20 protein-coding genes are annotated in these 19233 nt (G+C 51.2%); 6 read left to right on the plus strand and 14 right to left on the minus strand.

The window, feature by feature from the left end:
* Positions 1 to 5 precede the first annotated feature (5 nt).
* The 7 genes from B723_RS13230 to B723_RS13260 form a co-directional block, all read right to left on the minus strand.
* Positions 6 to 1085, minus strand: coding sequence for an ArsO family NAD(P)H-dependent flavin-containing monooxygenase (locus B723_RS13230; RefSeq protein WP_017337069.1), 1080 nt, complete (start codon positions 1083 to 1085; stop codon positions 6 to 8).
* 228 nt (positions 1086 to 1313) lie between these two features.
* Entirely contained in the window at positions 1314 to 1736 is a 423-nt protein-coding gene (gene arsC, locus B723_RS13235) for an arsenate reductase (glutaredoxin) (RefSeq protein WP_017337070.1), read from the minus strand.
* A 20-nt stretch (positions 1737 to 1756) separates the two neighbouring features.
* On the minus strand, positions 1757 to 2470 hold the full coding sequence (gene arsH / locus B723_RS13240; protein ID WP_017337071.1) for an arsenical resistance protein ArsH: 714 nt from the start codon (positions 2468 to 2470) through the stop codon (positions 1757 to 1759).
* A gap of 47 nt (positions 2471 to 2517) precedes the next feature.
* The gene (locus B723_RS13245) at positions 2518 to 2988 is read right to left on the minus strand and encodes an arsenate reductase ArsC (protein WP_003395039.1); all 471 of its coding nucleotides are present in this window, start codon (positions 2986 to 2988) and stop codon (positions 2518 to 2520) included.
* A 16-nt stretch (positions 2989 to 3004) separates the two neighbouring features.
* Positions 3005 to 4288, minus strand: coding sequence for an arsenic transporter (locus B723_RS13250; RefSeq protein ID WP_017337072.1), 1284 nt, complete (start codon positions 4286 to 4288; stop codon positions 3005 to 3007).
* A gap of 24 nt (positions 4289 to 4312) precedes the next feature.
* A complete protein-coding gene (locus B723_RS13255; protein WP_007247283.1) occupies positions 4313 to 4657 on the minus strand; it encodes a metalloregulator ArsR/SmtB family transcription factor in 345 nt (114 codons plus the stop codon).
* An 8-nt stretch (positions 4658 to 4665) separates the two neighbouring features.
* Positions 4666 to 5088 (minus strand): arsenate reductase ArsC, encoded by a 423-nt coding sequence (locus tag B723_RS13260; RefSeq protein WP_017337073.1) that lies wholly within the window; start codon positions 5086 to 5088, stop codon positions 4666 to 4668.
* Between the two features lie 140 nt (positions 5089 to 5228).
* On the opposite strand from B723_RS13260, the gene arsN2 reads away from it, so the two are divergent.
* From arsN2 to B723_RS13280, 4 genes are all read left to right on the plus strand, one after another.
* Positions 5229 to 5681 (plus strand): arsenic resistance N-acetyltransferase ArsN2, encoded by a 453-nt coding sequence (arsN2, locus tag B723_RS13265; protein ID WP_238588320.1) that lies wholly within the window; start codon positions 5229 to 5231, stop codon positions 5679 to 5681.
* 72 nt (positions 5682 to 5753) lie between these two features.
* Positions 5754 to 6122 (plus strand): hypothetical protein, encoded by a 369-nt coding sequence (locus tag B723_RS13270; RefSeq protein WP_017337075.1) that lies wholly within the window; start codon positions 5754 to 5756, stop codon positions 6120 to 6122.
* Between the two features lie 59 nt (positions 6123 to 6181).
* Positions 6182 to 7354, plus strand: coding sequence for a DUF3800 domain-containing protein (locus tag B723_RS13275; RefSeq protein ID WP_017337076.1), 1173 nt, complete (start codon positions 6182 to 6184; stop codon positions 7352 to 7354).
* Positions 7347 to 7883 (plus strand): hypothetical protein, encoded by a 537-nt coding sequence (locus B723_RS13280; RefSeq protein ID WP_017337077.1) that lies wholly within the window; start codon positions 7347 to 7349, stop codon positions 7881 to 7883. The genes B723_RS13275 and B723_RS13280 overlap by 8 nt, the downstream gene beginning before the upstream one ends.
* Positions 7884 to 8201: 318 nt before the next feature.
* On the opposite strand, the gene B723_RS13285 is transcribed toward B723_RS13280, so the two are convergent.
* From B723_RS13285 to B723_RS33450, 3 genes are all read right to left on the minus strand, one after another.
* On the minus strand, positions 8202 to 9971 hold the full coding sequence (locus B723_RS13285) for an ATP-dependent nuclease (protein ID WP_017337078.1): 1770 nt from the start codon (positions 9969 to 9971) through the stop codon (positions 8202 to 8204).
* A 182-nt stretch (positions 9972 to 10153) separates the two neighbouring features.
* Positions 10154 to 10975: a hypothetical protein gene (locus B723_RS13290; protein WP_017337079.1), complete on the minus strand. Its 822-nt coding sequence runs from the start codon at positions 10973 to 10975 to the stop codon at positions 10154 to 10156.
* A 315-nt stretch (positions 10976 to 11290) separates the two neighbouring features.
* Positions 11291 to 11440: a hypothetical protein gene (locus B723_RS33450; RefSeq protein ID WP_017337080.1), complete on the minus strand. Its 150-nt coding sequence runs from the start codon at positions 11438 to 11440 to the stop codon at positions 11291 to 11293.
* A 226-nt stretch (positions 11441 to 11666) separates the two neighbouring features.
* Here B723_RS33450 and B723_RS13295 point away from each other — a divergent pair, with 226 nt between their 5' ends.
* Both B723_RS13295 and B723_RS13300 read left to right on the plus strand, forming a co-directional pair.
* Positions 11667 to 11921 (plus strand): hypothetical protein, encoded by a 255-nt coding sequence (locus B723_RS13295; RefSeq protein ID WP_017337081.1) that lies wholly within the window; start codon positions 11667 to 11669, stop codon positions 11919 to 11921.
* A 72-nt stretch (positions 11922 to 11993) separates the two neighbouring features.
* Positions 11994 to 13112 carry a reverse transcriptase family protein gene (locus B723_RS13300; protein ID WP_017337082.1) on the plus strand — a complete coding sequence of 373 codons (1119 nt, stop codon included), beginning with the start codon at positions 11994 to 11996 and terminating at the stop codon, positions 13110 to 13112.
* A gap of 273 nt (positions 13113 to 13385) precedes the next feature.
* Here the strand turns inward: B723_RS13300 and B723_RS13305 are convergent, their stop codons facing one another.
* Genes B723_RS13305 through B723_RS13320 form a run of 4 tightly spaced genes read right to left on the minus strand, consistent with a single transcriptional unit; the run spans position 13386 to position 19161 of the window.
* The gene (locus tag B723_RS13305) at positions 13386 to 13829 is read right to left on the minus strand and encodes a hypothetical protein (protein WP_017337083.1); all 444 of its coding nucleotides are present in this window, start codon (positions 13827 to 13829) and stop codon (positions 13386 to 13388) included.
* A gap of 25 nt (positions 13830 to 13854) precedes the next feature.
* Entirely contained in the window at positions 13855 to 15855 is a 2001-nt protein-coding gene (locus B723_RS13310; RefSeq protein ID WP_017337084.1) for a hypothetical protein, read from the minus strand.
* The gene (locus tag B723_RS13315) at positions 15852 to 17744 is read right to left on the minus strand and encodes a hypothetical protein (protein ID WP_031318517.1); all 1893 of its coding nucleotides are present in this window, start codon (positions 17742 to 17744) and stop codon (positions 15852 to 15854) included. Before B723_RS13315 ends, B723_RS13310 begins: the two co-directional genes overlap by 4 nt.
* A complete protein-coding gene (locus B723_RS13320) occupies positions 17710 to 19161 on the minus strand; it encodes a site-specific integrase (protein ID WP_017337087.1) in 1452 nt (483 codons plus the stop codon). Before B723_RS13320 ends, B723_RS13315 begins: the two co-directional genes overlap by 35 nt.
* Positions 19162 to 19233 lie beyond the last annotated feature (72 nt).

A 19233-nucleotide genomic window follows, 5' to 3' on the forward strand; every position in this document is an offset into this window, starting at 1 on the left:
GCGCGCTAGGCCATGGATGGATCGCCAAGACAGGTCGCGATCTCATTGACGGTGCTGCGTGCGGTGCGTGTGACACCAATCAGCGTCGCGGAAGCCGAGCCTGTCCATTCGCCATAGCCCACCAGCCATAGTCTTGGCTCGTGGATCGAATGAGTGCCTTCGACCTCGACACGGCCTTCGATGTTGATCACTCCCAGCGGCTCCAAGTGCTGAAGTGCGGGCCTGAATCCGGTACACCAGATGACAACATCCACGGCAGTTTCAGATCCGTCGGCCCAAATAACGCCTTCACGAGTGAAACTTTCAAATGGGCGTACAGATTTTAAAGCTTCGCGTTCACGTGCTTCTACAACGGGCGGTACCATGACAATGTCGCCCAACCCGCCGATGGGCTGGTCAATGACGCGCCCCTCCTGTTGAGCTTTCAAGCGCTGAGTAGCCCGTTCGAACAGCACCCGTCCATCCACTTCATCAGGCAAAAACACAGGTTCAGCAGGCGTTACCCAAGTAGTCTCAGCGACTTTGGAGACTTCCGCCAAAATCTGCGCTCCTGAATTACCACCCCCCAACACCAGAACCTTCTTGCCAGCAAATGCATGCGCTTCAACATAGTGCGCGGAGTGAAGCTGACGACCGGCGAATAGCTCGGCATTAGGATAGTGAGGGATATACGGATTGCTCCAAGTACCGGTAGCGCTGATTACAATCTTGGCATCCCAATACTTGGCGTCAGAGCGTACTCGTAAGCCTGACTCTATACGCTCTACAGAAATAGCCCGAACCGGGCGTTCAACCGGGAATTGGTAGCGCTGCTCATATTGACTGAGATAGTCGATCACATGATTTCGTGTTGGGTAGCCTTCCTGCGCTGGAGGCATCATCCAGCCAGGTATCGAACTCCAGGTGGAGGGGGAGAATAAACGCAGCGAGTTCCAGCCATGCCGCCAGGCACCACCGGGCCCTTCCTCGGCGTCGAGGATGACAAACGACAGTTGAGTTCGGCGCAGAAAATACGCCACTGCCAAAGCTGACTGCCCCCCGCCAATGATGACTACGTCTAGTTTGTCGCGGGCCGAATGAGTCATGGGGGGAAACCTTAAGTCGATGCTGAACTGTCGCCAGTATAGAGACCCAAGAACGAATCCAGTCTGATCTCGATCATCTGTTGAACATGCTAAAGCTGCCGTTGGTCAGCCGGCAATTAGGCCTCATGCAAACAGTGAGCGCGGATTGGCCACCGCCAATGACCACTACATCAAATTTCGAGTTTTGATTCACCAGCATCCCTCCAGGCCCATCCGCTTCACATCGGCTTAAACCCTGCGGCCATTCTCATCAATGACGACTTGTCCGTCTTCTTTGACGAAGCTGCCGCGCTGCTCTTGCGGCAGAAGGTCGAGGACTGCCTCTGAAGGACGACACAAGCGTGTACCCAAAGGCGTCACGACGATGGGGCGATTGATCAGGATAGGGTGAGCCATCATGGCATCGATGAGCTGTTCGTTCGTCAGCGATGCATCGCCCAATCCCAGCTCTTCGTACGGAGTGCCTTTGATACGCAAAAGAGTGCGCACCTCAATACCCATATCCTTGATCACCCTGACAAGCGTGGTGCGGTCAGGTGGGGTCTGTAGGTACTCGATAACAGTCGGCTCTTCTCCGCTGTTGCGGATCAGCTCCAAGGTGTTGCGAGAGGTGCCACATTGCGGGTTGTGATAGATCGTGATCTGGCTCATACAGTTTCCTCGCACTGACGTTAGATGGAGCGCTGGTTGACGCGCTTGGAAAGCTCTTCGGCGGACTCTTTGCGCTCGGAGTACCGATCAACCAAATAATCCTGGCGATCCCGCAACAGCAGCGTGAACTTCATCAGCTCTTCCATCACGTCCACCAGTCGGTCGTAGTACGAGGACGGTTTCATACGGCCTGCCTCGTCGAACTCGGTGAACGCCTTGGCCACCGAAGATTGATTTGGAATGGTGAACATGCGCATCCACCGCCCCAATACCCGTAGTTGGTTGACCACGTTGAAAGATTGCGAGCCGCCACAGACCTGCATTACTGCAAGGGTCTTTCCTTGCGTAGGTCGAACAGCACCAATCGCAAGCGGAACCCAGTCGATCTGGGCCTTGAAAACTGCGCTCATGGAGCCGTGCCGTTCAGGCGAACACCACACCTGTCCTTCAGACCATTGCATGAGTTCGCGCAATTCCGCGACTTTGGGATGCGTATCCGGAGCATCGTCCGGCAGCGGCAAACCCGAGGGGTCGAAGATTTTGGTTTCGGCGCCAAACTCCTCCAGCAAGCGGGCTGCTTCCTGAGTCACCAACCGGCTGAAAGAGCGCTCTCGCGTCGATCCATACAGAAGCAAGATTCGAGGTTTATGGAGTGACGGTGTACGCGGCTCCAGTTGCTCCAACGACGGAATGTCGATCAGGTCGGCGTGTACGTTCGGCAATGTGTCTTGCATGTAAACTCCTACGGCGGCGCCAGGTTGGGCACCGCCTCGGTTGATCTTTAAAGCGAACCGATGCGATTCAGTTCAGCTTTCAACTGTTCAGCGCTGATGGTCTTCAGTGGCAGCGCAAGAAATGCGCTCACGCGCTCGTGAATTTTGGCGAGTGTGGTTTCGAACGCTGCAGTGATCTCGGCTTCCGACCCGCTAGCGTCAGACGGGTCGGCCAGACCCCAATGCGCCTTCAAAGCTGGCCCAAAGAAGATTGGGCATGCCTCACCCGCTGCCCGGTCACAGACAGTGATCACGATGTCTGGAGGCGAGCCTTCAAAAGCATCCGAAGCCTTGCTGCTCAAGCCCGCAGTGGAGATACCCGCCGCCTCCAGCGTTTGCAATGCCCGTTGATTCACTCGGCCACTGGGAAAGCTTCCTGAGCTGACGGCTTCTACACCCTCGGGCGCCAAGTGGTTGAAAAGCGCCTCGGACAGAATGCTGCGGCAGCTGTTGTGGGTGCACATGAACAAGACTTTCATCAGACGATTCCTTGATTCAGAAACTGAGGCGCAGTGCCAGGGCGGACAAGGTGGCGACGAGGATGGGCACGGTCAGCACGATCCCGGTCTTGAAGTAATAACCCCAACTGATCGTTATGTTTTTCCGGGCCAGCACGTGCAGCCACAACAGAGTTGCCAAGCTCCCAATTGGGGTGATCTTCGGGCCCAGGTCGCAGCCGATGATGTTGGCGTAAATCATCGCTTGCTGGACTACACCATCGACTTCGGCGGCATGAATGGATAAGGCGCCTACCAGAACGGTGGGCATGTTGTTCATGATCGAAGACAGCAACGCTGTTAGCAGCCCTGTACCCAGGGACGCGCCCCAAACACCATAACCGGCGAACACGTTCAGGATCTGCGCGATGTGGTCGGTCAGGCCGGCGTTCTTCAGGCCATAAACAACTAGGTACATACCCAAAGAAAAAATCACCACCTGCCATGGCGCCTCTTTGAGTACCTTGCTTGTGTTGATGGCGTGACCACGAGCCGCGATGACATAGAGAATGAATGCACAGACCGCTGCAATGGCGCTGATTGGCACCCCCAATGGCTCAATGACGAAGAAGCCGACCAGCAGTAGTGCCAGCACCCACCAACCGGCTACAAAAGTGGCCCGGTCGTGGATTGCCTCGTCCGGATTATCCAGTTGGTTGAGGTCATAGGTCTTTGGTAAATCTTTGCGGAAAAACCACAGCAGCATGGCTAACGTCGCCGCCACGCTGACGATGTTTACCGGCACCATGATCGAAGCATATTCGTTGAAGCCGATATCGAAGTAGTCGGCAGAAACGATGTTGACCAGGTTGGAAACCACCAGCGGTAAGCTCGCCGTATCGGCGATAAAACCGGCTGCCATAACGAATGCCAACGTAGCAGCAGGAGAAAAACGCAACGCCAGCAACATCGCGATCACAATGGGTGTGAGGATCAATGCTGCTCCGTCATTGGCGAACAGAGCCGACACCGCTGCGCCCAGCAGGACGATAAATGCGAACAGCTTGCGGGTGCTCCCGCCCCCCCATCGGGCCACATGCAGCGCAGCCCATTTGAAAAAGCCTGCCTCATCAAGCAACAGACTAATAATAATGACCGCGATGAACGTTCCGGTAGCGTTCCAGACTATGCGCCAAACCTCTGGTATGTCGGCAAGGGTAACGACACCTGCCAGCAACGCCACGATGGCACCGAACATCGCACTCCAGCCCACCCCAAGCCCCTTGGGCTGCCAGATGACAAGGACGATGGTGGCGATAAAGATCAATACGGCAATCAGCATTTCATTAATCCGGTTGGGCGTGAATCAGCTACACACGGCTTGGTTGATCGGACGGTCGTTCATGCCGCAGAGGCGCTTAGCCTCGGTTTCCAGCCATTGCTGATTGGCGTCTACCACTTCCTTCAAAACTGCAGTCACCCACGTGGGCAAATCAGGATTCAGTCGGTAGTACACCCATTGGCCTTGGCGACGATCCAACAACAAACCGGCAGAGCGCAGCAGCGCCAAATGACGAGAAATCTTCGGCTGACTTAGGTCGAGTGCTGCCGTTAGCTCGCAAACACACAGCTCACCTTCACTCACGACAAGCAGCGAAATTTTTGCTCGGGTGTCATCCGCCAGGCACTTGAATAAGGTGGTGGGGTTCATGGGTTCTGTCACAGATCCTCCAGGTGTTTGGTCTTGACCAAAACGAAGAGCTTGATGCGCTCGTGGATGTCGTGGAGCGTGTGGCGAAATACGCCAGGATCATCGCTGGTTACTGGGTCAGGAAAATCCCAGGCAATGACTTCACCTGCATTGGGCATTGGTAGGCACTCGCTTGCGGATTTATCACAAAGAGTGATTACGTAATCGAATCGATCAGCTTGAAACTCGCTGAGGGACTTGCTGCGCAGGCCCGTTGCATCGACTCCAACTGCCTCCAATGCCTGAGTCGTGCGCGGATCAACCTCAGACGGTTCAGATCCTGCGCTGAAGGCCTCGAAGCGCGGGTCGGTGTGCCGCAGCAAAGCCTCTGCAAGCAGGGAGCGGGCTGAGTTGGCAACGCACACGAAAACCACTTTGATAGCAGGGCTCATGGTGGAACTCGATGCATATGGAAAATCGAATATACGATTTAGCGAATATTCGGTAAAGCGAATATGATGTCTGCTGTTTGGCATGTGCCCTAACGTTCCATGCGTGTCGGCATAACGGAGATGAGAGGATGGAGGGGAAGATGATGATCCAGGCAAAGGAAATAGCCGGAGGACAGTGGCAGCGCTTTCGCGATGCGCTGAAATCTGCTGACCTTCCAGCAGACGATATTGATCTTCCAGGCCGAACCTTTTTTGAGTTCACACTGGACAGTGAGACGGTCGCATGGGGAGGATTCGAAACGCATGGTACGGACGGGTTGTTGCGTTCTCTGGTCGTAGTGTCGACATTCAGATCGAAGGGGGTCGGTGTCGCGGTGCTTCGGGTCATTGAAGCGAAAGCCGCCGAGCAGGGAATCGCTCGATTTCATTTGCTGACAACAACTGCATCAGGCTTTTTTGAACAGCAGGGCTATGCAGTAAATCAACGAGATTCTGCGCCGCCTCTGATTTCTCAGACGGAGCAGTTCAGGGGGCTTTGCCCTGGCTCGGCTTGCTACATGTGCAAGGCATTATCTGCGAATGCACGAAAGTAGCTGATCACCTTTGTGATGGCTTTTAGCCTCGATGCCAGCTAGATTTAGAGCTTTCTACGATCAAGGATGGATATGAAAAAGCTCATCGCAGTAATGGGGATCTGTGTCGCACTTGGCGGTTGCGCTACGTCCCACTACACCGCAGGACGAGACTTTCCGTCGGCCAGTGTAGCGAGCATCACCAAAGGCAAAACGACGACTACTGAGTTGAAGTCCCTGTTTGGTGAGCCCTACGCCAAGAGTGCTGTCAGCGAGACTGACGAAAAGTGGATCTACACCTACACCAATGGCTCAGCTCATGCCCAGAGCTACGTGGTCACCATGAAGGTGACGACTACGGGCACTCAGAAGACTCTCGACGTCTTGATCCGAAATGACGTGGTCATCAACTACACGTTCAGCGAAGGCCCCGCTCCAGGCAGTACCACTGCGACGAACTAAGTTCGCCACCTTGCCATTGCGACCCACCGCGCTCAGTACGTTGTTGATGGAGCAAGCTCTTGGACAGAACATATGCTTTCGTGGATGAGTCCGGGAATTCCGATCTTGATACGTCAAAGGGAGGAAGCTCGGGATTCTTCATCGTGTGCTCCATTCTGGTGGCAGAGAAAGATCTGGAAGCGGCTTATGCCCAAGCTGAAGCACTCCGCACGCAGCATTTTCAAACAGGCGAGATCAAATCTAGCAATCTGAAGCCCAAAGATTCAGATCGCCGTGCCCGAATCCTCAACGAGCTAGCTGAGCTGCCATTCAAGCTCTATTTCACCGTCGTTGATAAGTCTCGAATTCACAAAGACGGCGGCCTCCGTATCAAGACCTCGTTCATAAAATACGTGAACGGGTTGCTCTATGAACGTTTGTTCCGTGCATACCCTGACCTCCAGATGATCGTTGACGAGCATGGTGGCCAGGAATTTCAGGAGAGCCTCAAAAGCTACGTTGCAGAACGATTCGTGGACGACCTATTTGGCGATAAGGATGCGTTCCAGACGATGGCCAGTAAGGACAACGTTTTGGTTCAGGTTGCAGATTTCTTCGCTGGATCAGTCGCTCAGATCTACGAAGAAAAAGCATCGGAAGAAGCAGTTCTCGCCTACAAAAAGATCCTACGCAGCCTGACTCTTGGAATGCTTGAGTGGCCATCCAAGTACCAGTCTCTTCTGCCACCGCCGACGGATGAATCTGGGTATGCTGACTACCAGGTACACCAAGAGGCTCTCCGCCAAGCTGACCGTTTTAGTGAGCGGGCTGGTGAACACCCTGATGAGGATGAGCGCCTGCAGCTAAGCATCTTGAGGTTCTTGAGATTCCAAAGTGAATTCGTCACCAAAGACTACATGCCAACCGCAGAAATAGTCGCCCACCTAAAAGATAGCGGTTTCGGAGATATCAACGACCAGAGAATCCGCTCCAGCGGCATCGCCAAGCTTCGCGATTCGAACGTGATCATCACAAGCGCTGCCAAGGGCTACAAGATTCCTCAGACACGGGCTGATATCAACGAGTTTCTCGAAAGGGCGGCGGGCATTGTTATTCCTCTACTGGAACGGGTCAAAAAGGCTCGAGAGGTGTATCGGCTGAGTAGTCGAGGAGAATATGACATCGTGACGGCAGCCAACCTGGCTGAGCTTGCCAAGCTGCTCACTGCGCTCGAGGCGTTTGCAGATGACTGAACTCAGTCATGGCAACGAACCTCAGCAGGCTGCATTGATCCAGGACGAAATCCTAGAGACCTTGAAAGAAGCCAAGGTGCTTGCGCGTAGATTCTATCGCTTGACCGGCAAGCCGCTGGGCGTGACAGGCGAGGTCGCAGAGTACGAAGCTGCTACTAGACTCGGCCTGTTACTACATCCTGAAAGGCAGGCAGGTTACGACGCTACAGAGACGCTGGAAGATGGCGTCGCGAGAATCCAGATAAAGGGGCGATGTATCCTGAACCCGCAAAAGATTACGGGGCGTATGGGTGCAATTGATCTACGACAGCCCTTCGATACTGTGCTACTGGTGCTGCTTGATTCTGAGTTCAACGCATTTGCGATGTACGAAGCGACTCGTGCCAAGGTAGAGGTAGCACTGACCTTGCCTGGGTCGAAAGCCAGAAATGAACGGGGAGCGCTGGCGATTAGGCAATTCATGTCGATAGCTGCGTTGCGCTGGGCTCGTCATGAGGCCAGCGAATCAGAGAATCTACTTCCCTCCTAGAGTCGAGCGCTAGTAGTACGTTGCTCTGAGATACATATTTAATGTCCCCAATAAGGCACATTAACCATCATTTTTGGGCTTAATGGCCCTATTTGGGTACATTACGGTAAGCGGCGGATGCAGCCCACAACGACGATAGCTCTATTGCAGTTGCGGCCAAATGATCGTCTGATAATTGCAGCAAGCCTCCGTGTGTACCAATCGAGAGCAGGACGTCGCATTGCTTAGTGGATGCGAGACCTGAGCGTCATTCGTGCTCAGGTCGCACCTCACCGAACCAAACGACACCAGACCGAAGCATTACTGCAAGGTATGGGATTAGATAGCCCGCATCCAATCTAGGGTGCTTCGGAAAACTGGATACTCTTGATCAATTATCTCCGGTTGCCAGCTCCGGATATTGTCTTCCTGAGCGATTATGGCTGCCTCTCCCTTCTCATCAATTCTCAATGCGTCCTCAATGCAGCCCATTGGCCAGACCCAGGTTGCAAAAACTTTCATTGCCTCATGAGCAGTATTAGCGAGCGCTTGGCCGTCTGCAGTTCTGGCAAAAGCAGCCCAACAGTCAGCTGCTGAGCTACCTCTGGAATTCTGTGGCAGTCCGTTTCCACCGATGAGGAACCCTTGAGTTTGGCCGACCACTTGAAGCACAGATCTGACGTTATCCATCTCCTCGCATTCCTTCGGTAGCCATGGCCCCCTAGCGTGAGTGAATGCGAAATCTAAGTCAGCGATCACACCGCATTTGATACCCATTGCTGTCAGGACAGAAAAACCTTTGGGAATCGAAGTACAGCTACCGAGAGCAACAAAGCAGATCCGTTCGAGCTCAGGCCTGACCCCGTAGAGCTTTTCGTAGATGAGCGGGAGTAGCCTCTGATCGGTTTTGCCCTCGCAGAGAATTACCTTTTCAGCGAAATATATCTCAGCGATGTTTCCGAGCTCAAAAAGGGTTCGAGATTGGGCTTGTGCCTCTGCCATAGCTTGCGCAACTGCCGCGCCCATCGGAATGCGAACCTCGGAGCTATTCTCCCGAGATCTGCGCACTATCACCGTCTCAGGCGCATTATCCCTGCTCACCATCAAGGGCGAATGGGTCGTGAACACGACTTGGTAGCCAGATTTCGAAAGCACATGTAGTGCTTCCCTAAGGCCTCTGACGCCTTGAGGGTGGAGGAAAATCTCAGGTTCATCGATCAGTAGGAGGCGACGTGCAAGGTCTTGATCGCGTGTTTTACGGATATCGGCCAAAAGCCGGATTAGGGCCATCTGGATTGCACGCTGCGCACCACTACCTAAGGTGTCGAAACGTCTGGTTTGACCGGATATCTCGTCGGTCACGTTCAGATCACCGCTCTTGAAAAACTCCTTAACGTCGATTGACGGTACGTCCAGGTTCAATAGCAAACCAGGGAAGAAGCTTGAGAGGGCATTAGTGGCGCTGGTATCGAACTCAGTCAGTAGAGGGGATCGGTTCTCACCGTCGGCTCCCAATATATTCCTGACCGCTGTGAGTGCATCCTGTACCTCTTGATGAGCAGTGAGGATGGGGGCCATGATTTCATCCAGCAGCCCACGAATTGTGCTCCCAGCTTTGCCTTTGCCCAAGTCTTCCTGGACATCGTCCATGGCGCGGATGTGCAGCGCTTCGGGTAACAATGCCGAAATGGCTTGAGGCAGGCCCGTGGGATAGGAGCGCCATGAAGTAGGGAGACCTTGCTCATCAAGACCAGCATTTTCCCAGACTTCCGTGGTCGGTTTAGTCGAGCCTGATGCGGAAATCCTTATCCAAAGGTCACCGTTGATGCAGTAGGGGGTAATCGCGGCTTGATGTTTTGCTTCAGGGATTTGTGCAATCAGCTCTTCTGTAATCCCTGACACGCAGGCGCTGATGATGATTGGCTGACTGGGGTCATTAGAGTCTGTTTTCGCAAATGCCTTTGGTGCTAAAACCAATCTGATCGCGTCGAGGATGGTGGATTTCCCCGCGTTGTTCTGACCGACCAGTGGGGTGAAATCACCCAGAGGCAAAAACACTTGCTTACACGAGCGGAAGTTCTTGATGTGTATTTTGCTCAAGGAGTGCATGGCCGGAATTCCCTATCTACGGTGGGCATGGAGCCTCAGCGTAGCTGGAAAGTGGCGATGCGCACTGTCCTCCACGAGCACCGTGGTTCTTGTCGACATGCGCAGCTTGTTTTGTAGTGGCTGGATAAGGCAGAGAGCGTTGTGAATGGCCAGCGTTTGCGCCGGCCATGACCTGGTCAACCTCAGAATTCGTGCTCAATATCGTCGAAGAAGTTCGGGCCAAGCTCGTACTCCAGAGAACCGAATCGCGCTAGGAGGTCTGCTCTCACTTTACCCTCGGCTACGGGTTCAAAATTGATCCGGTAACTGTATACGAGGCCCTCATCCGATTCGTTGGCCGTGACCTCTGAGTCGGCCAGAAGCTCTGCGTCGTCGAGAGAAATCTCCAGCTCATTCGCCAGGGCCTGGGCCATGGTTTTGCGGTTGCCGCGTTCAGCCTCTTCGACTTGGGCCCAGTGCTCCCATTCAGATCTACGGTCGCGATCAGCATCAGACTCACTGCTGGAGATGACCACGCCTTCGTCAGCAAGTAGCCATATACCATCACGGCGTAGCAATTCGACCGAGGCTTTGAGATAGAACGCTGCACCGTGATACATCCTCTCCTGATCTTGCTGCCCCTGGTAGGTCAGGGAAACTTCCAAAGTAAGCTTCCCGGTTGCGTCGCTGTAGTCAGAGGTTTCCACTTCAAGAGCTTCAATAGTGAATCCACTCGCATTGGTATCCGCAATCGCACCGGAGAGCTGATCCTCCAACTCTAGATCCAGGTCGGCGTAGACATCATCCTCATGGATCGCTTGGGAAAAGTCTTTGATCCCAAAAACGGCCAACATCAGACGCGGATCCTTGGGGTTCCGTTGGGCGACGACAGAAAACTCATGGTAATCAGCGAAGCCCGCTTTTTGGACATGGGTTTCTTGAGCAACAGAAAGCTTCAGGCCCTGATCACGAGCAAGCTGTTTAGCTTGGGATTTGAAGATGTTTAGCGGGGAAAAATCAGACATGGCAAAGGTTCCTAAATCAACGACGCTTAGGTGTCCGATTGCCTGTTCACCGGGCAGCGTCTGGTTAGGGACATGCCGATGTAAAACTGAAGGGTGTCACAGATGGGCTATTGCTTCGCGAAACAGGCGCCAGGCGACCATCACCGCCTATTGGGATCATAGGTCAACGAGCCCAACTCGACAACTCGAAAGATGCTAAATTTCCTAGGTGGCGTTAATACGAGCGACACTTAAATTTTGACGCTTTATATAGTCAAAAATACGACTTAGACGAAAAACAACTCTTGCAAAAAATAACAGTTGTCGCCGGTTTGTTTATTCTGATAAATACTGCATCTGTTGGGTGCTACCACCCAAGTGCTCTTTAAATATGACTGAAATTTGGGCTTGCGGTTTTTGACCGGGAAACTGGTCGCCTTGGTGTTCGCCTTGGCTTTCTTCTCCGCGCAGGTTGGTGCTGCCCATCGCTCCTCAGTGCTTAGCGCCTAGGGCAATCCCAAAGGTGATCCAAGGGTTTGTCTCTGATCGTTTGATGCGTTGAGGCGAAATGTGATGCGGCGGTAATGCGGCGGACGGCTTATCAAGGGACTTGATAAGCAGAACTGTGGTTTGTAGTGGCATCTTCAGCGTTCCTTTCGGCCCGGAATGCTTGGCGGCGGGGCAATTTCGCCTGTCGTTGGGAACATCAGTCATGGTTAATTTAAAGAACCTAGCGCGCCGCAAGGCGCGTCAGTCTATGCACAACAGTGAAGATGCTCGTGTCATCGAGACAGCTCCATCTCAAGAACCTAAAGCGGGTCGGATTGCGTGGGTAAAGGCGAAGGCAGTAACCCTGCTCAAGTGGATCGCACGTATTCGTCTATGCATCTGGTTATGGGAAAAGGCTGTTGAGGGCTGGGATTTTGTCGAGACAGTGGTGATTCCATTTATTGAGAACCTCCCATGACACAACAAACCACATCATTCGAATTCAGAGGGGCCGGTTCTTCGGGGCCGGCCCATCAACGGAAGCTTGGACATGGATGCTCCGTTCTATCCTCATAGCCCTATCCACAGCATCAGCGCCTTAGCACGTGCTCTCGGAGAGCCAGTCGAGAGGCTAATCGCACTTACTCATCGTAGCTCTCGCCTTTATCGATATGTCCCGCAAACAAAAAAAGACGGCATAACACCCAGACATACCTATGATGCTCATGAGCCTCTGAAGACGATCCAGCGCAAGATCGTGGATCGGATCCTCAGCAAGGTTGCGTTCCCTGGATACCTGCACGGCGGTATCAGAGATCCCAAGCTACCCCGCAGCATTTACTCGAACGCTCGGGTTCATACCGGCGCCAAGACAGTCATTCTTCAGGACATCGCTGATTTCTTCCCCTCAATTACAAACGAGCACATTCATCGCTTGTTCGTGGGTCTCTTCCGCTTCTCCGCAGATGTAGCCACTCTGCTTGCGGATCTAGTTACTCGTGAGGGCCAGGTTCCACAAGGGGCGAGTACAAGTAGCTACTTGGCCAACCTAGTGTTTTGGGATATCGAGCCGGCGCTCGTCACTCGCTTTAAAGCTCAGGGACTGGCGTATTCGCGCTTCGCAGATGACATTACTGTATCTAGCAAAACTCGTATTGATCAAGCTACCACCACCCAAGTTATTGCCTCTGTCACATGGATGCTCGGACAAAAAGGCTGCCTGCAGAAGCGAAGCAAGCTGCATGTTCGTAAGCGTGGGCAAGCATTGATTACTGGAGAGAAAGCCGAGGCCGTCACTGTGACCGGATTGGTGGTTAACGGGCCGATACCGGCGCTTCCCAAAAAAGCCCGGCTGGCTATCCGTTCTGCCGTAAAACAGCTGGAGGATCGCGTCAGAGGTAATTCAGGTCATCTATCCGCTGAGGATGATAAGGAAGTGCGTCGAGTGATGGGGCGCATAGGCAGGTTGATCGCTTGTGGGCATCCAGAGGGGCAGCGTCTAAAGGCTCGTATTCGAGTGTTGCTGACTCGGCCACCGCTCCTGGAGCGATATGCAGGCACCGAGTCTCAGCGACAGATGGTTAGGGAAGTCTCCGCAGATCTGAGCTTAATTCCGGCCAGCAAATTGCAAATTGAGCTGCCGGTGGATCTGCCGTGGGAAGCGGGCTAGCAAAAGCCGCGCAGCCAGGATGAGAGTGAAGGATTGGAAGTGGCTGCTGTACGCCTAGTCACTGGTCTGCTGCCGCCTGCTGCACACTATCTCTGAGTCCTCAAGCGCTTGAAGGGCAGGCATCTTCCAACAATTGCAAGGATAGCGCTGTGGCGGCTCGATTCGATTTCCCCAGGTAGCGCTTGAGGGCTTGCTTGATTTTGACGGTGGTAAAGCCGGGACGGATCTTGGCTTTGAGTGCTCCGGGGGAGTAACTTCAAGTACCTTGCCCCATTATTCTTTCTCTTTAGAATCAGTCAGAGGCCTAACATGGGGCCTTATCGGTACGACTTTGCCTTTTCGTAGTTCTTGGTTGGCGTCATCCCAAGCAATTATTAACATGAGTTCCCGTGCTAACGCTGCCTCATATTTAGATTTGTAATCATCAGCAACTGCTTTTGCCTTGCTGGCTTTGATTTTGGCATGCTGAACTTGTGAGGCGCCCGGTTTTACCAGCTTTTTTTGTTGCTCGGCTCGGGTTAAAATCTCTTCGATTAGTGGCTTATATACGTCTCGGCTCTTCTTAATGCTTCCTGGGCTTTTGCCAGCCTCAATAGCTACAGCGTTCAAGGTGATTTTAGTATCCTTGTCTACAATGTCGGGTGAGCCGTCGATAATGCGATTGAGGGCGTCGTAATAAGGCTTAAGGGTGGTCGTAAAGTTTTCTGTAGTAGACATGCTCGCTCCATACTTAACAAAAAAATTATTTTGATTTGGCTATAAGCCTGTCGCGAAGCTCAGTAAAATCTTTAAAATTTTGCATTTCAGCTTTGTACTCCATGCTGTCGGAGTCAAGCTCTGAAATATCAAACTTCATGATTTCTAATGTGGCATCTAGGACAGATTGTTTCCCGATTAGGTGGCGGCATCCAGGGCACGTGAAAAAATTACCATGAGCACGCTTATCACAGGGCACGGGCGAGGCGCAACCACCTAGTGGGATCTCGGTGTAGGCCGCTAGGCCTTTAGCTGCTAGTTGCACCGTCTCAGCTACGGCGCGATCTACCCAAACGGAACTTGAGCGCTGGCCTGAGATATCCATACCTTTGAGGCCTAGCAGTTTTTCTGAGGTTCTTAGTGCTTCACGAATATACATGGCACCGTCAGCTTCGGATTTTGCCCTCCTGAGCTCGGCTGCGAGCTCAGGATTGATAAGGTTGAAGTGGTAATTCTGAGCGGAGCATCCCCTAGTATAGTAGAGGCTCATCACCTTGGTCAGATGTCCCAATAACCTCTTTAACGAAGGTAAAGTGATGAGTCCTGTTTGCGCGCAAAATACTGCCATGGTGCGACGAAATTGATGAGAAGATATTATCCAAGGAGCTCCTATCTTGTATTTCGGATCGCTACGCCAGTTTCTCAGGGGGTCGACTGCTTCAAGTTCTTGAATGTCAGCCTCTGTAATGAGTATAGGGTCTAACCCAGCCTCCACTCCCATTCTTTTTACCAAGTAGTCCTTCGACGGTTTGGTATTTGCAACAGGGTGTACTGCTGCCGAAATTAAAAGGTGGTTATTGGGGGTTTTGAAATGCGGTGAGAGAAATCGGTTGATTTTGGTAAGAGTGTCGACCGGTTTTAGGATTGCATCTGTGGTAATCCATTTTGTCGGCTTCGATGTGCTATAGAGTTTTGTCGTGATGCCGGCGACGTAGAGTGCATCATTATTCCATCCCTTAACGCGTTCTAAGCAATCGGTGGTTAATCCTTTAACTTCGTGGTCGCGCATCAAGGTGTATAGGTGGATCAGGCTCTTGGCGCAGTGCGATACTTTAGTAATAAAGCCAAGAACGTTAATGATCGCCTTCCATTGATATTTTTCGCACAAGGTATCAAGATTGTATTCTTGAACAGCTTTCTTGAAATTGGTTGGATTATCTATATGCAGCGCTAAGTGTTCCGCCGTCGCTAGTTTTGAGGCTCTCGTATTTGGATTGGTGTGGATTTTATTGGATTTCCCATAGTACGGGTTTTCCGCTGCGCGATCTAACAAGGCGAATAAATTTTGGTGATGTTCTAAGAAATCATCTATGTGAGCGTGATATTGGCGATATTTGAATAGAAGGATCCTGCTGGGGATGATAGGGAATTGTTTGCCCTCAGTTCTAATGGCTTTTGCTGCTTTTTGCATGTATGGAAATATTGTTCCATTCAATGGGAATCCGCGTTCAAGGCTGTCAATGCTGTTCAAAGTTCGGACAAGCGCAACCAGCGCTTTATTCATGCTAGGAGTCAGTTCCTCTTGAAAATTTTTGAAAAGGTCAAACTCTTCGAAAATGCTTTCCAGCTTAAGATTGTGTAATACGCAATGGTCATTGATTTTAGCGAGCAGTTGATGCGTTGAGTGCATGGTGCTCAATCGTAGTGGTCGACCACTTTTCAGATTTTTTGAAAACATCTTGATAATGAAAAGCTTTTTGCAAGTCTCAACGTTATGGTTTTTGTGATCGCAAACGTTATAGAATGGCAGGAAGTTAAAATAGATATTGTCGCCCACATGGAAAGCAAAGGCGGGAAGAATCCACTCGTCGGATGATAGTCGTGACAGGATTTCACCGTTTTGCGTGCGGGAAACCACCGTGTTCGAATCGAGTCTAGCAAAGGACATTCCATAGAATACATCTGTGCCCAGAAAGCTGAGATCGGTAGGGAAAACAGAAAAACTATTAGAGTGGGCTCGACCCGAATTTTGAGTGTTGTCTGTCATTTGATCACCTTGAGTCGAAGTAAACGCCCGTAGAGGGACTCCCAGTAGGGAGACAGTTTGTATTCTAGCTCAACTTCATCCTGCACGCGTTCTATCAAAGGCTTCATGTCTGGCCTTAATTCTAAGAGCTCTGCCAGGATAGAGTCGATTTTTTCAATGGCTTTGCCATGTACCGCATTAAATTGCTTTATGTCCTCGCATGAAGACAATCTTTCTCTGGTTACGTATCGCATGCTGAGCAATTTGCGTACAGAGTCTTCATCAGCGTGCAATCGAAACTCATCGCAGAAAACACACCCAACAAAGTTTCGACAATCAGGCTGATAGTTCTCCGGCGTTTCCTCTACCTCAGAAGGAGGCTCCCCGGAACATCCTCCCCCTGGGGTAGGGAGTTTAAGTTCGCGCTCCAGAATGGTGATGACATAGCTTAATGTGGTGGATATCTCGTCTATTGCTTGCTTCTCTTCCGCTTGTGCATAATGTTTCAAAATGGTGTCACTGCTGTTCTGCATTACTGCAGAAACGGTGCTGATAGTATAGTTTTGGGATAGAAGGTAGACGGACTTGTACTTTCTCAAGCCTTGGAAGTTTAGCCCCTGATGTAAAGGGTCAAGGAAGCTGCGTACCTGAGAGTTAAAGCTGTGAATGGTGTTAGCTTTGATAGGGCGATTCGCCGTGTTGTTTTTCTTGTAATTTATAAATAAGTAGGTGGAAGTCTTCTTGCGACATAGAAAACCACGTAGCTTAAGAAATTTCGTAAATTGCTTATGAAATGTCTTTTTGATCTCAAACTGCTGCTCCATGTCGCCAGCCCGATACTTGATTACAACGAAGCCTGCATGCTCGCTAGGGGATGTTTCATAGCTTTCAGACCATAGAAGCCTTCTCAGCTGAGATTCGTTCATACCTGCGTTCGCAACAAACATGGAGATAAATGCATCTTGCGCCAGCCCAGCTAGCCACAGACGCTTGTGGTGATAAGCATCAGCATTTGCGTGTCGAAGAAGTTCTAGCGCCTGCTCCCGCTGGGGGATCAGCTGATGACGCGACTGGTTTGCTTTGACCATACACTGTTCGAGAGAGTTGACTTTCCCAGATCTGTAATCCCAAATGACGCTTTGGCCCACCTTCCAAGTTGATTCAATAATTGCCGGCGTCGTGATTGCATACTCGGCAGGTAACAGAAGTGCTTCGGTCTCCATGTATGGAATTCGATGGGGAAAAGGTTTTCCTTGAAGGACGAAATCGGAAAGACCGTCAAATAAGTATTGGCAGACCACTAAGTGTTCCGCCATGGCTTGCTCTGATGGTGTTTTCGTAGGATTTGAGGAGGAAACGGTAGCAGAGATGATTGGCAGGTCGTTTCGAAAATTGATGGTGGCTTCTGGATAAAAAAGCGAAGCGGTTTTCAATACTTGTGATTGGAGTCGATTCGCCGTGTATTCAGAGATTCCGTTTTCACGGCTCATTTCAATTGTCAAATGATAAGTGTAGCCATCAAGTGCACGCTTGTAAAAACTCGCACCCTCAAGAAAATCATTGTGTCCATTGCCATCAGTCCAATCACAAAACGCCACCAGTTCCACAGCATTTGTATAAAGAGTATAGGGACTGCCGCCAAGATAATATGCTGCGGCATACTCGAGACACCAATGTTGGATGTAAGGTTTGCGATGAGGCGCAATAGAATCAGCCTGGAGTGGCTTGGGTATTTTTCGGCTATCAAAATTTCGCTCGGTATAACAGAGCGCGCCGAGATCAATTCTACGATCATCGGTACATCGGAGTATGAGCCCTTCGATAGGTCGGGTCGTAACAACGGTGCGGAATTGGTCAAACGTGTGCTCGTGAAGTTTAATCTCGTAGGGGTGACGCTCTTGATTTATCATGCTTAGATATCTCCCTTCGGACGATAGCTTCCAGGTGTGCCTCAACCTCGGACTGAGCTTGAGCAAGGATCGGATGATCCTGTCTATACTTGATGTATCCTATTGTTACGTTCACGTCTTCATGATTCAGCCTGTTTTTTAGTTTGTCCAAGAGTTCTAATTGATTCATTTCGCCCTTGTCCCTCTTTTGCATATAGTCTTCGAGTAGGTTCATGCCGAAGGTGGCTCGTAGGTCGTGAAACTGGTATTTGAATGAAGTGTTGTTTTTCATGAGTTGCTCCTGAATTACCTTCGCGAATTGACGGATTGCCGATCCCTTTTCAGCGCTGAAGTCAAACAGCGATTGATCGATTTCAGCAACGTAGTATGGTTTGCCCGTCCTTGTGAGGAATACGTATTGGTCATCTTTGTTGGTTATTGGTGATTTTGCTGCTCGCTCTGTATGTCGTTGAGAGTGTATATAGGTGTTTAGCATGTGGTGAACCCATGCGGGCATTTCGACAACCTGGTTTTTACCACCTTTGGCTTCGGTCATTTGTCCGTCTCCTATAGTTATAGGGTGTAATGAGTATTTGAAAGGATCGTTGTCCGCTCCTATGCCACTAATTATGCAGTTGTGTCGAAGCGTCAGGATTGACTGAATTCTCATTCCGGTTGTAAGTCCCACGATGTGGGTGAGTAGCATTTCTGTATTCCCGAGTTGGATTAAGGCGTCGAGAAGGGACTGTTGGTTTTCGCGAGTAATAGGAAAGAGCTTTCCCCCATCACGAATGAAGCGGCCAGTCGATATGGATTCTTTGTTTTTGAAAGGCAAGTCAGTCGCCATCACTTCTTTCACCTGGATGACTCCATATACGTCTGTGTAACGACGGCGCTTAATTGTCGAAATCCACATTTCGGCTTCGGGCTTAAAGTTCCGGCACATTACTTTCCATGTGTAGAAACCAATCATGTTACCGATTTTGCGATTCGCTGTTTTCCGCTTAATTTGGCCCCGAGCGATCTCAAGTTTCAGCTCAGATTTGTAGTAATACGTTGGCCGTTCTGACTGGGGGCCCCGAAAGATGTCATAAGTTCTTTCACCGTCTGTCAGTTTGTTCATCATGTCTGAGAGGTCGCCGGCGGCATTCGAAGCGGTGGAATCTTTGATTCCCTTTACAGACCAGCACCAGAATAAGTAGAGGCAGCCTTCAAGCCAAAGACTCCCATCTGGTTGGACAATTACGTAGAGTCGTGGAGCGGACTGCGGCTGGAGGTGCATAGGCCTTATCGAATAGCCCTTGCGGTCGCCTGTGGTATTAGCTGGAAGCGCAAGCCATTCAGTTGAATCCTGGTCACTACAGGGCTCCCAAAGACGGACATTCTTCAGGATAACCTTGTGATAGTTGCCTTGGGAAACTCCGGCTGATTCAGTCATGGACAAGGCTCGATGAGGATGTCCGTCCATTTAAGGTCAGCTCACGGGATCCGTCAAATCGCAGGAGCTCAC

The sequence above is a fragment of the Pseudomonas fluorescens NCIMB 11764 genome, from assembly GCF_000293885.2.
In the GTDB taxonomy this organism is placed as follows: domain Bacteria; phylum Pseudomonadota; class Gammaproteobacteria; order Pseudomonadales; family Pseudomonadaceae; genus Aquipseudomonas; species Aquipseudomonas fluorescens_B.

Excerpts from the sequence above, each read along its gene's own strand:
- B723_RS13230 (WP_017337069.1), bottom strand. The coding sequence starts at position 1,085 with ATGACTCATTCGGCCCGCGACAAACTAGACGTAGTCATCATTGGCGGG.
- arsC (WP_017337070.1), bottom strand. The coding sequence starts at position 1,736 with ATGAGCCAGATCACGATCTATCACAACCCGCAATGTGGCACCTCTCGC.
- arsH (WP_017337071.1), bottom strand. The coding sequence starts at position 2,470 with ATGCAAGACACATTGCCGAACGTACACGCCGACCTGATCGACATTCCG.
- B723_RS13245 (WP_003395039.1), bottom strand. The coding sequence starts at position 2,988 with ATGAAAGTCTTGTTCATGTGCACCCACAACAGCTGCCGCAGCATTCTG.
- B723_RS13250 (WP_017337072.1), bottom strand. The coding sequence starts at position 4,288 with ATGCTGATTGCCGTATTGATCTTTATCGCCACCATCGTCCTTGTCATC.
- B723_RS13255 (WP_007247283.1), bottom strand. The coding sequence starts at position 4,657 with ATGAACCCCACCACCTTATTCAAGTGCCTGGCGGATGACACCCGAGCA.
- B723_RS13260 (WP_017337073.1), bottom strand. The coding sequence starts at position 5,088 with ATGAGCCCTGCTATCAAAGTGGTTTTCGTGTGCGTTGCCAACTCAGCC.
- arsN2 (WP_238588320.1), top strand. The coding sequence starts at position 5,229 with ATGATGATCCAGGCAAAGGAAATAGCCGGAGGACAGTGGCAGCGCTTT.
- B723_RS13270 (WP_017337075.1), top strand. The coding sequence starts at position 5,754 with ATGAAAAAGCTCATCGCAGTAATGGGGATCTGTGTCGCACTTGGCGGT.
- B723_RS13280 (WP_017337077.1), top strand. The coding sequence starts at position 7,347 with ATGACTGAACTCAGTCATGGCAACGAACCTCAGCAGGCTGCATTGATC.
- B723_RS13285 (WP_017337078.1), bottom strand. The coding sequence starts at position 9,971 with ATGCACTCCTTGAGCAAAATACACATCAAGAACTTCCGCTCGTGTAAG.
- B723_RS13290 (WP_017337079.1), bottom strand. The coding sequence starts at position 10,975 with ATGTCTGATTTTTCCCCGCTAAACATCTTCAAATCCCAAGCTAAACAG.
- B723_RS33450 (WP_017337080.1), bottom strand. The coding sequence starts at position 11,440 with ATGGGCAGCACCAACCTGCGCGGAGAAGAAAGCCAAGGCGAACACCAA.
- B723_RS13295 (WP_017337081.1), top strand. The coding sequence starts at position 11,667 with ATGGTTAATTTAAAGAACCTAGCGCGCCGCAAGGCGCGTCAGTCTATG.
- B723_RS13300 (WP_017337082.1), top strand. The coding sequence starts at position 11,994 with ATGGATGCTCCGTTCTATCCTCATAGCCCTATCCACAGCATCAGCGCC.
- B723_RS13305 (WP_017337083.1), bottom strand. The coding sequence starts at position 13,829 with ATGTCTACTACAGAAAACTTTACGACCACCCTTAAGCCTTATTACGAC.
- B723_RS13310 (WP_017337084.1), bottom strand. The coding sequence starts at position 15,855 with ATGACAGACAACACTCAAAATTCGGGTCGAGCCCACTCTAATAGTTTT.
- B723_RS13315 (WP_031318517.1), bottom strand. The coding sequence starts at position 17,744 with ATGATAAATCAAGAGCGTCACCCCTACGAGATTAAACTTCACGAGCAC.
- B723_RS13320 (WP_017337087.1), bottom strand. The coding sequence starts at position 19,161 with ATGACTGAATCAGCCGGAGTTTCCCAAGGCAACTATCACAAGGTTATC.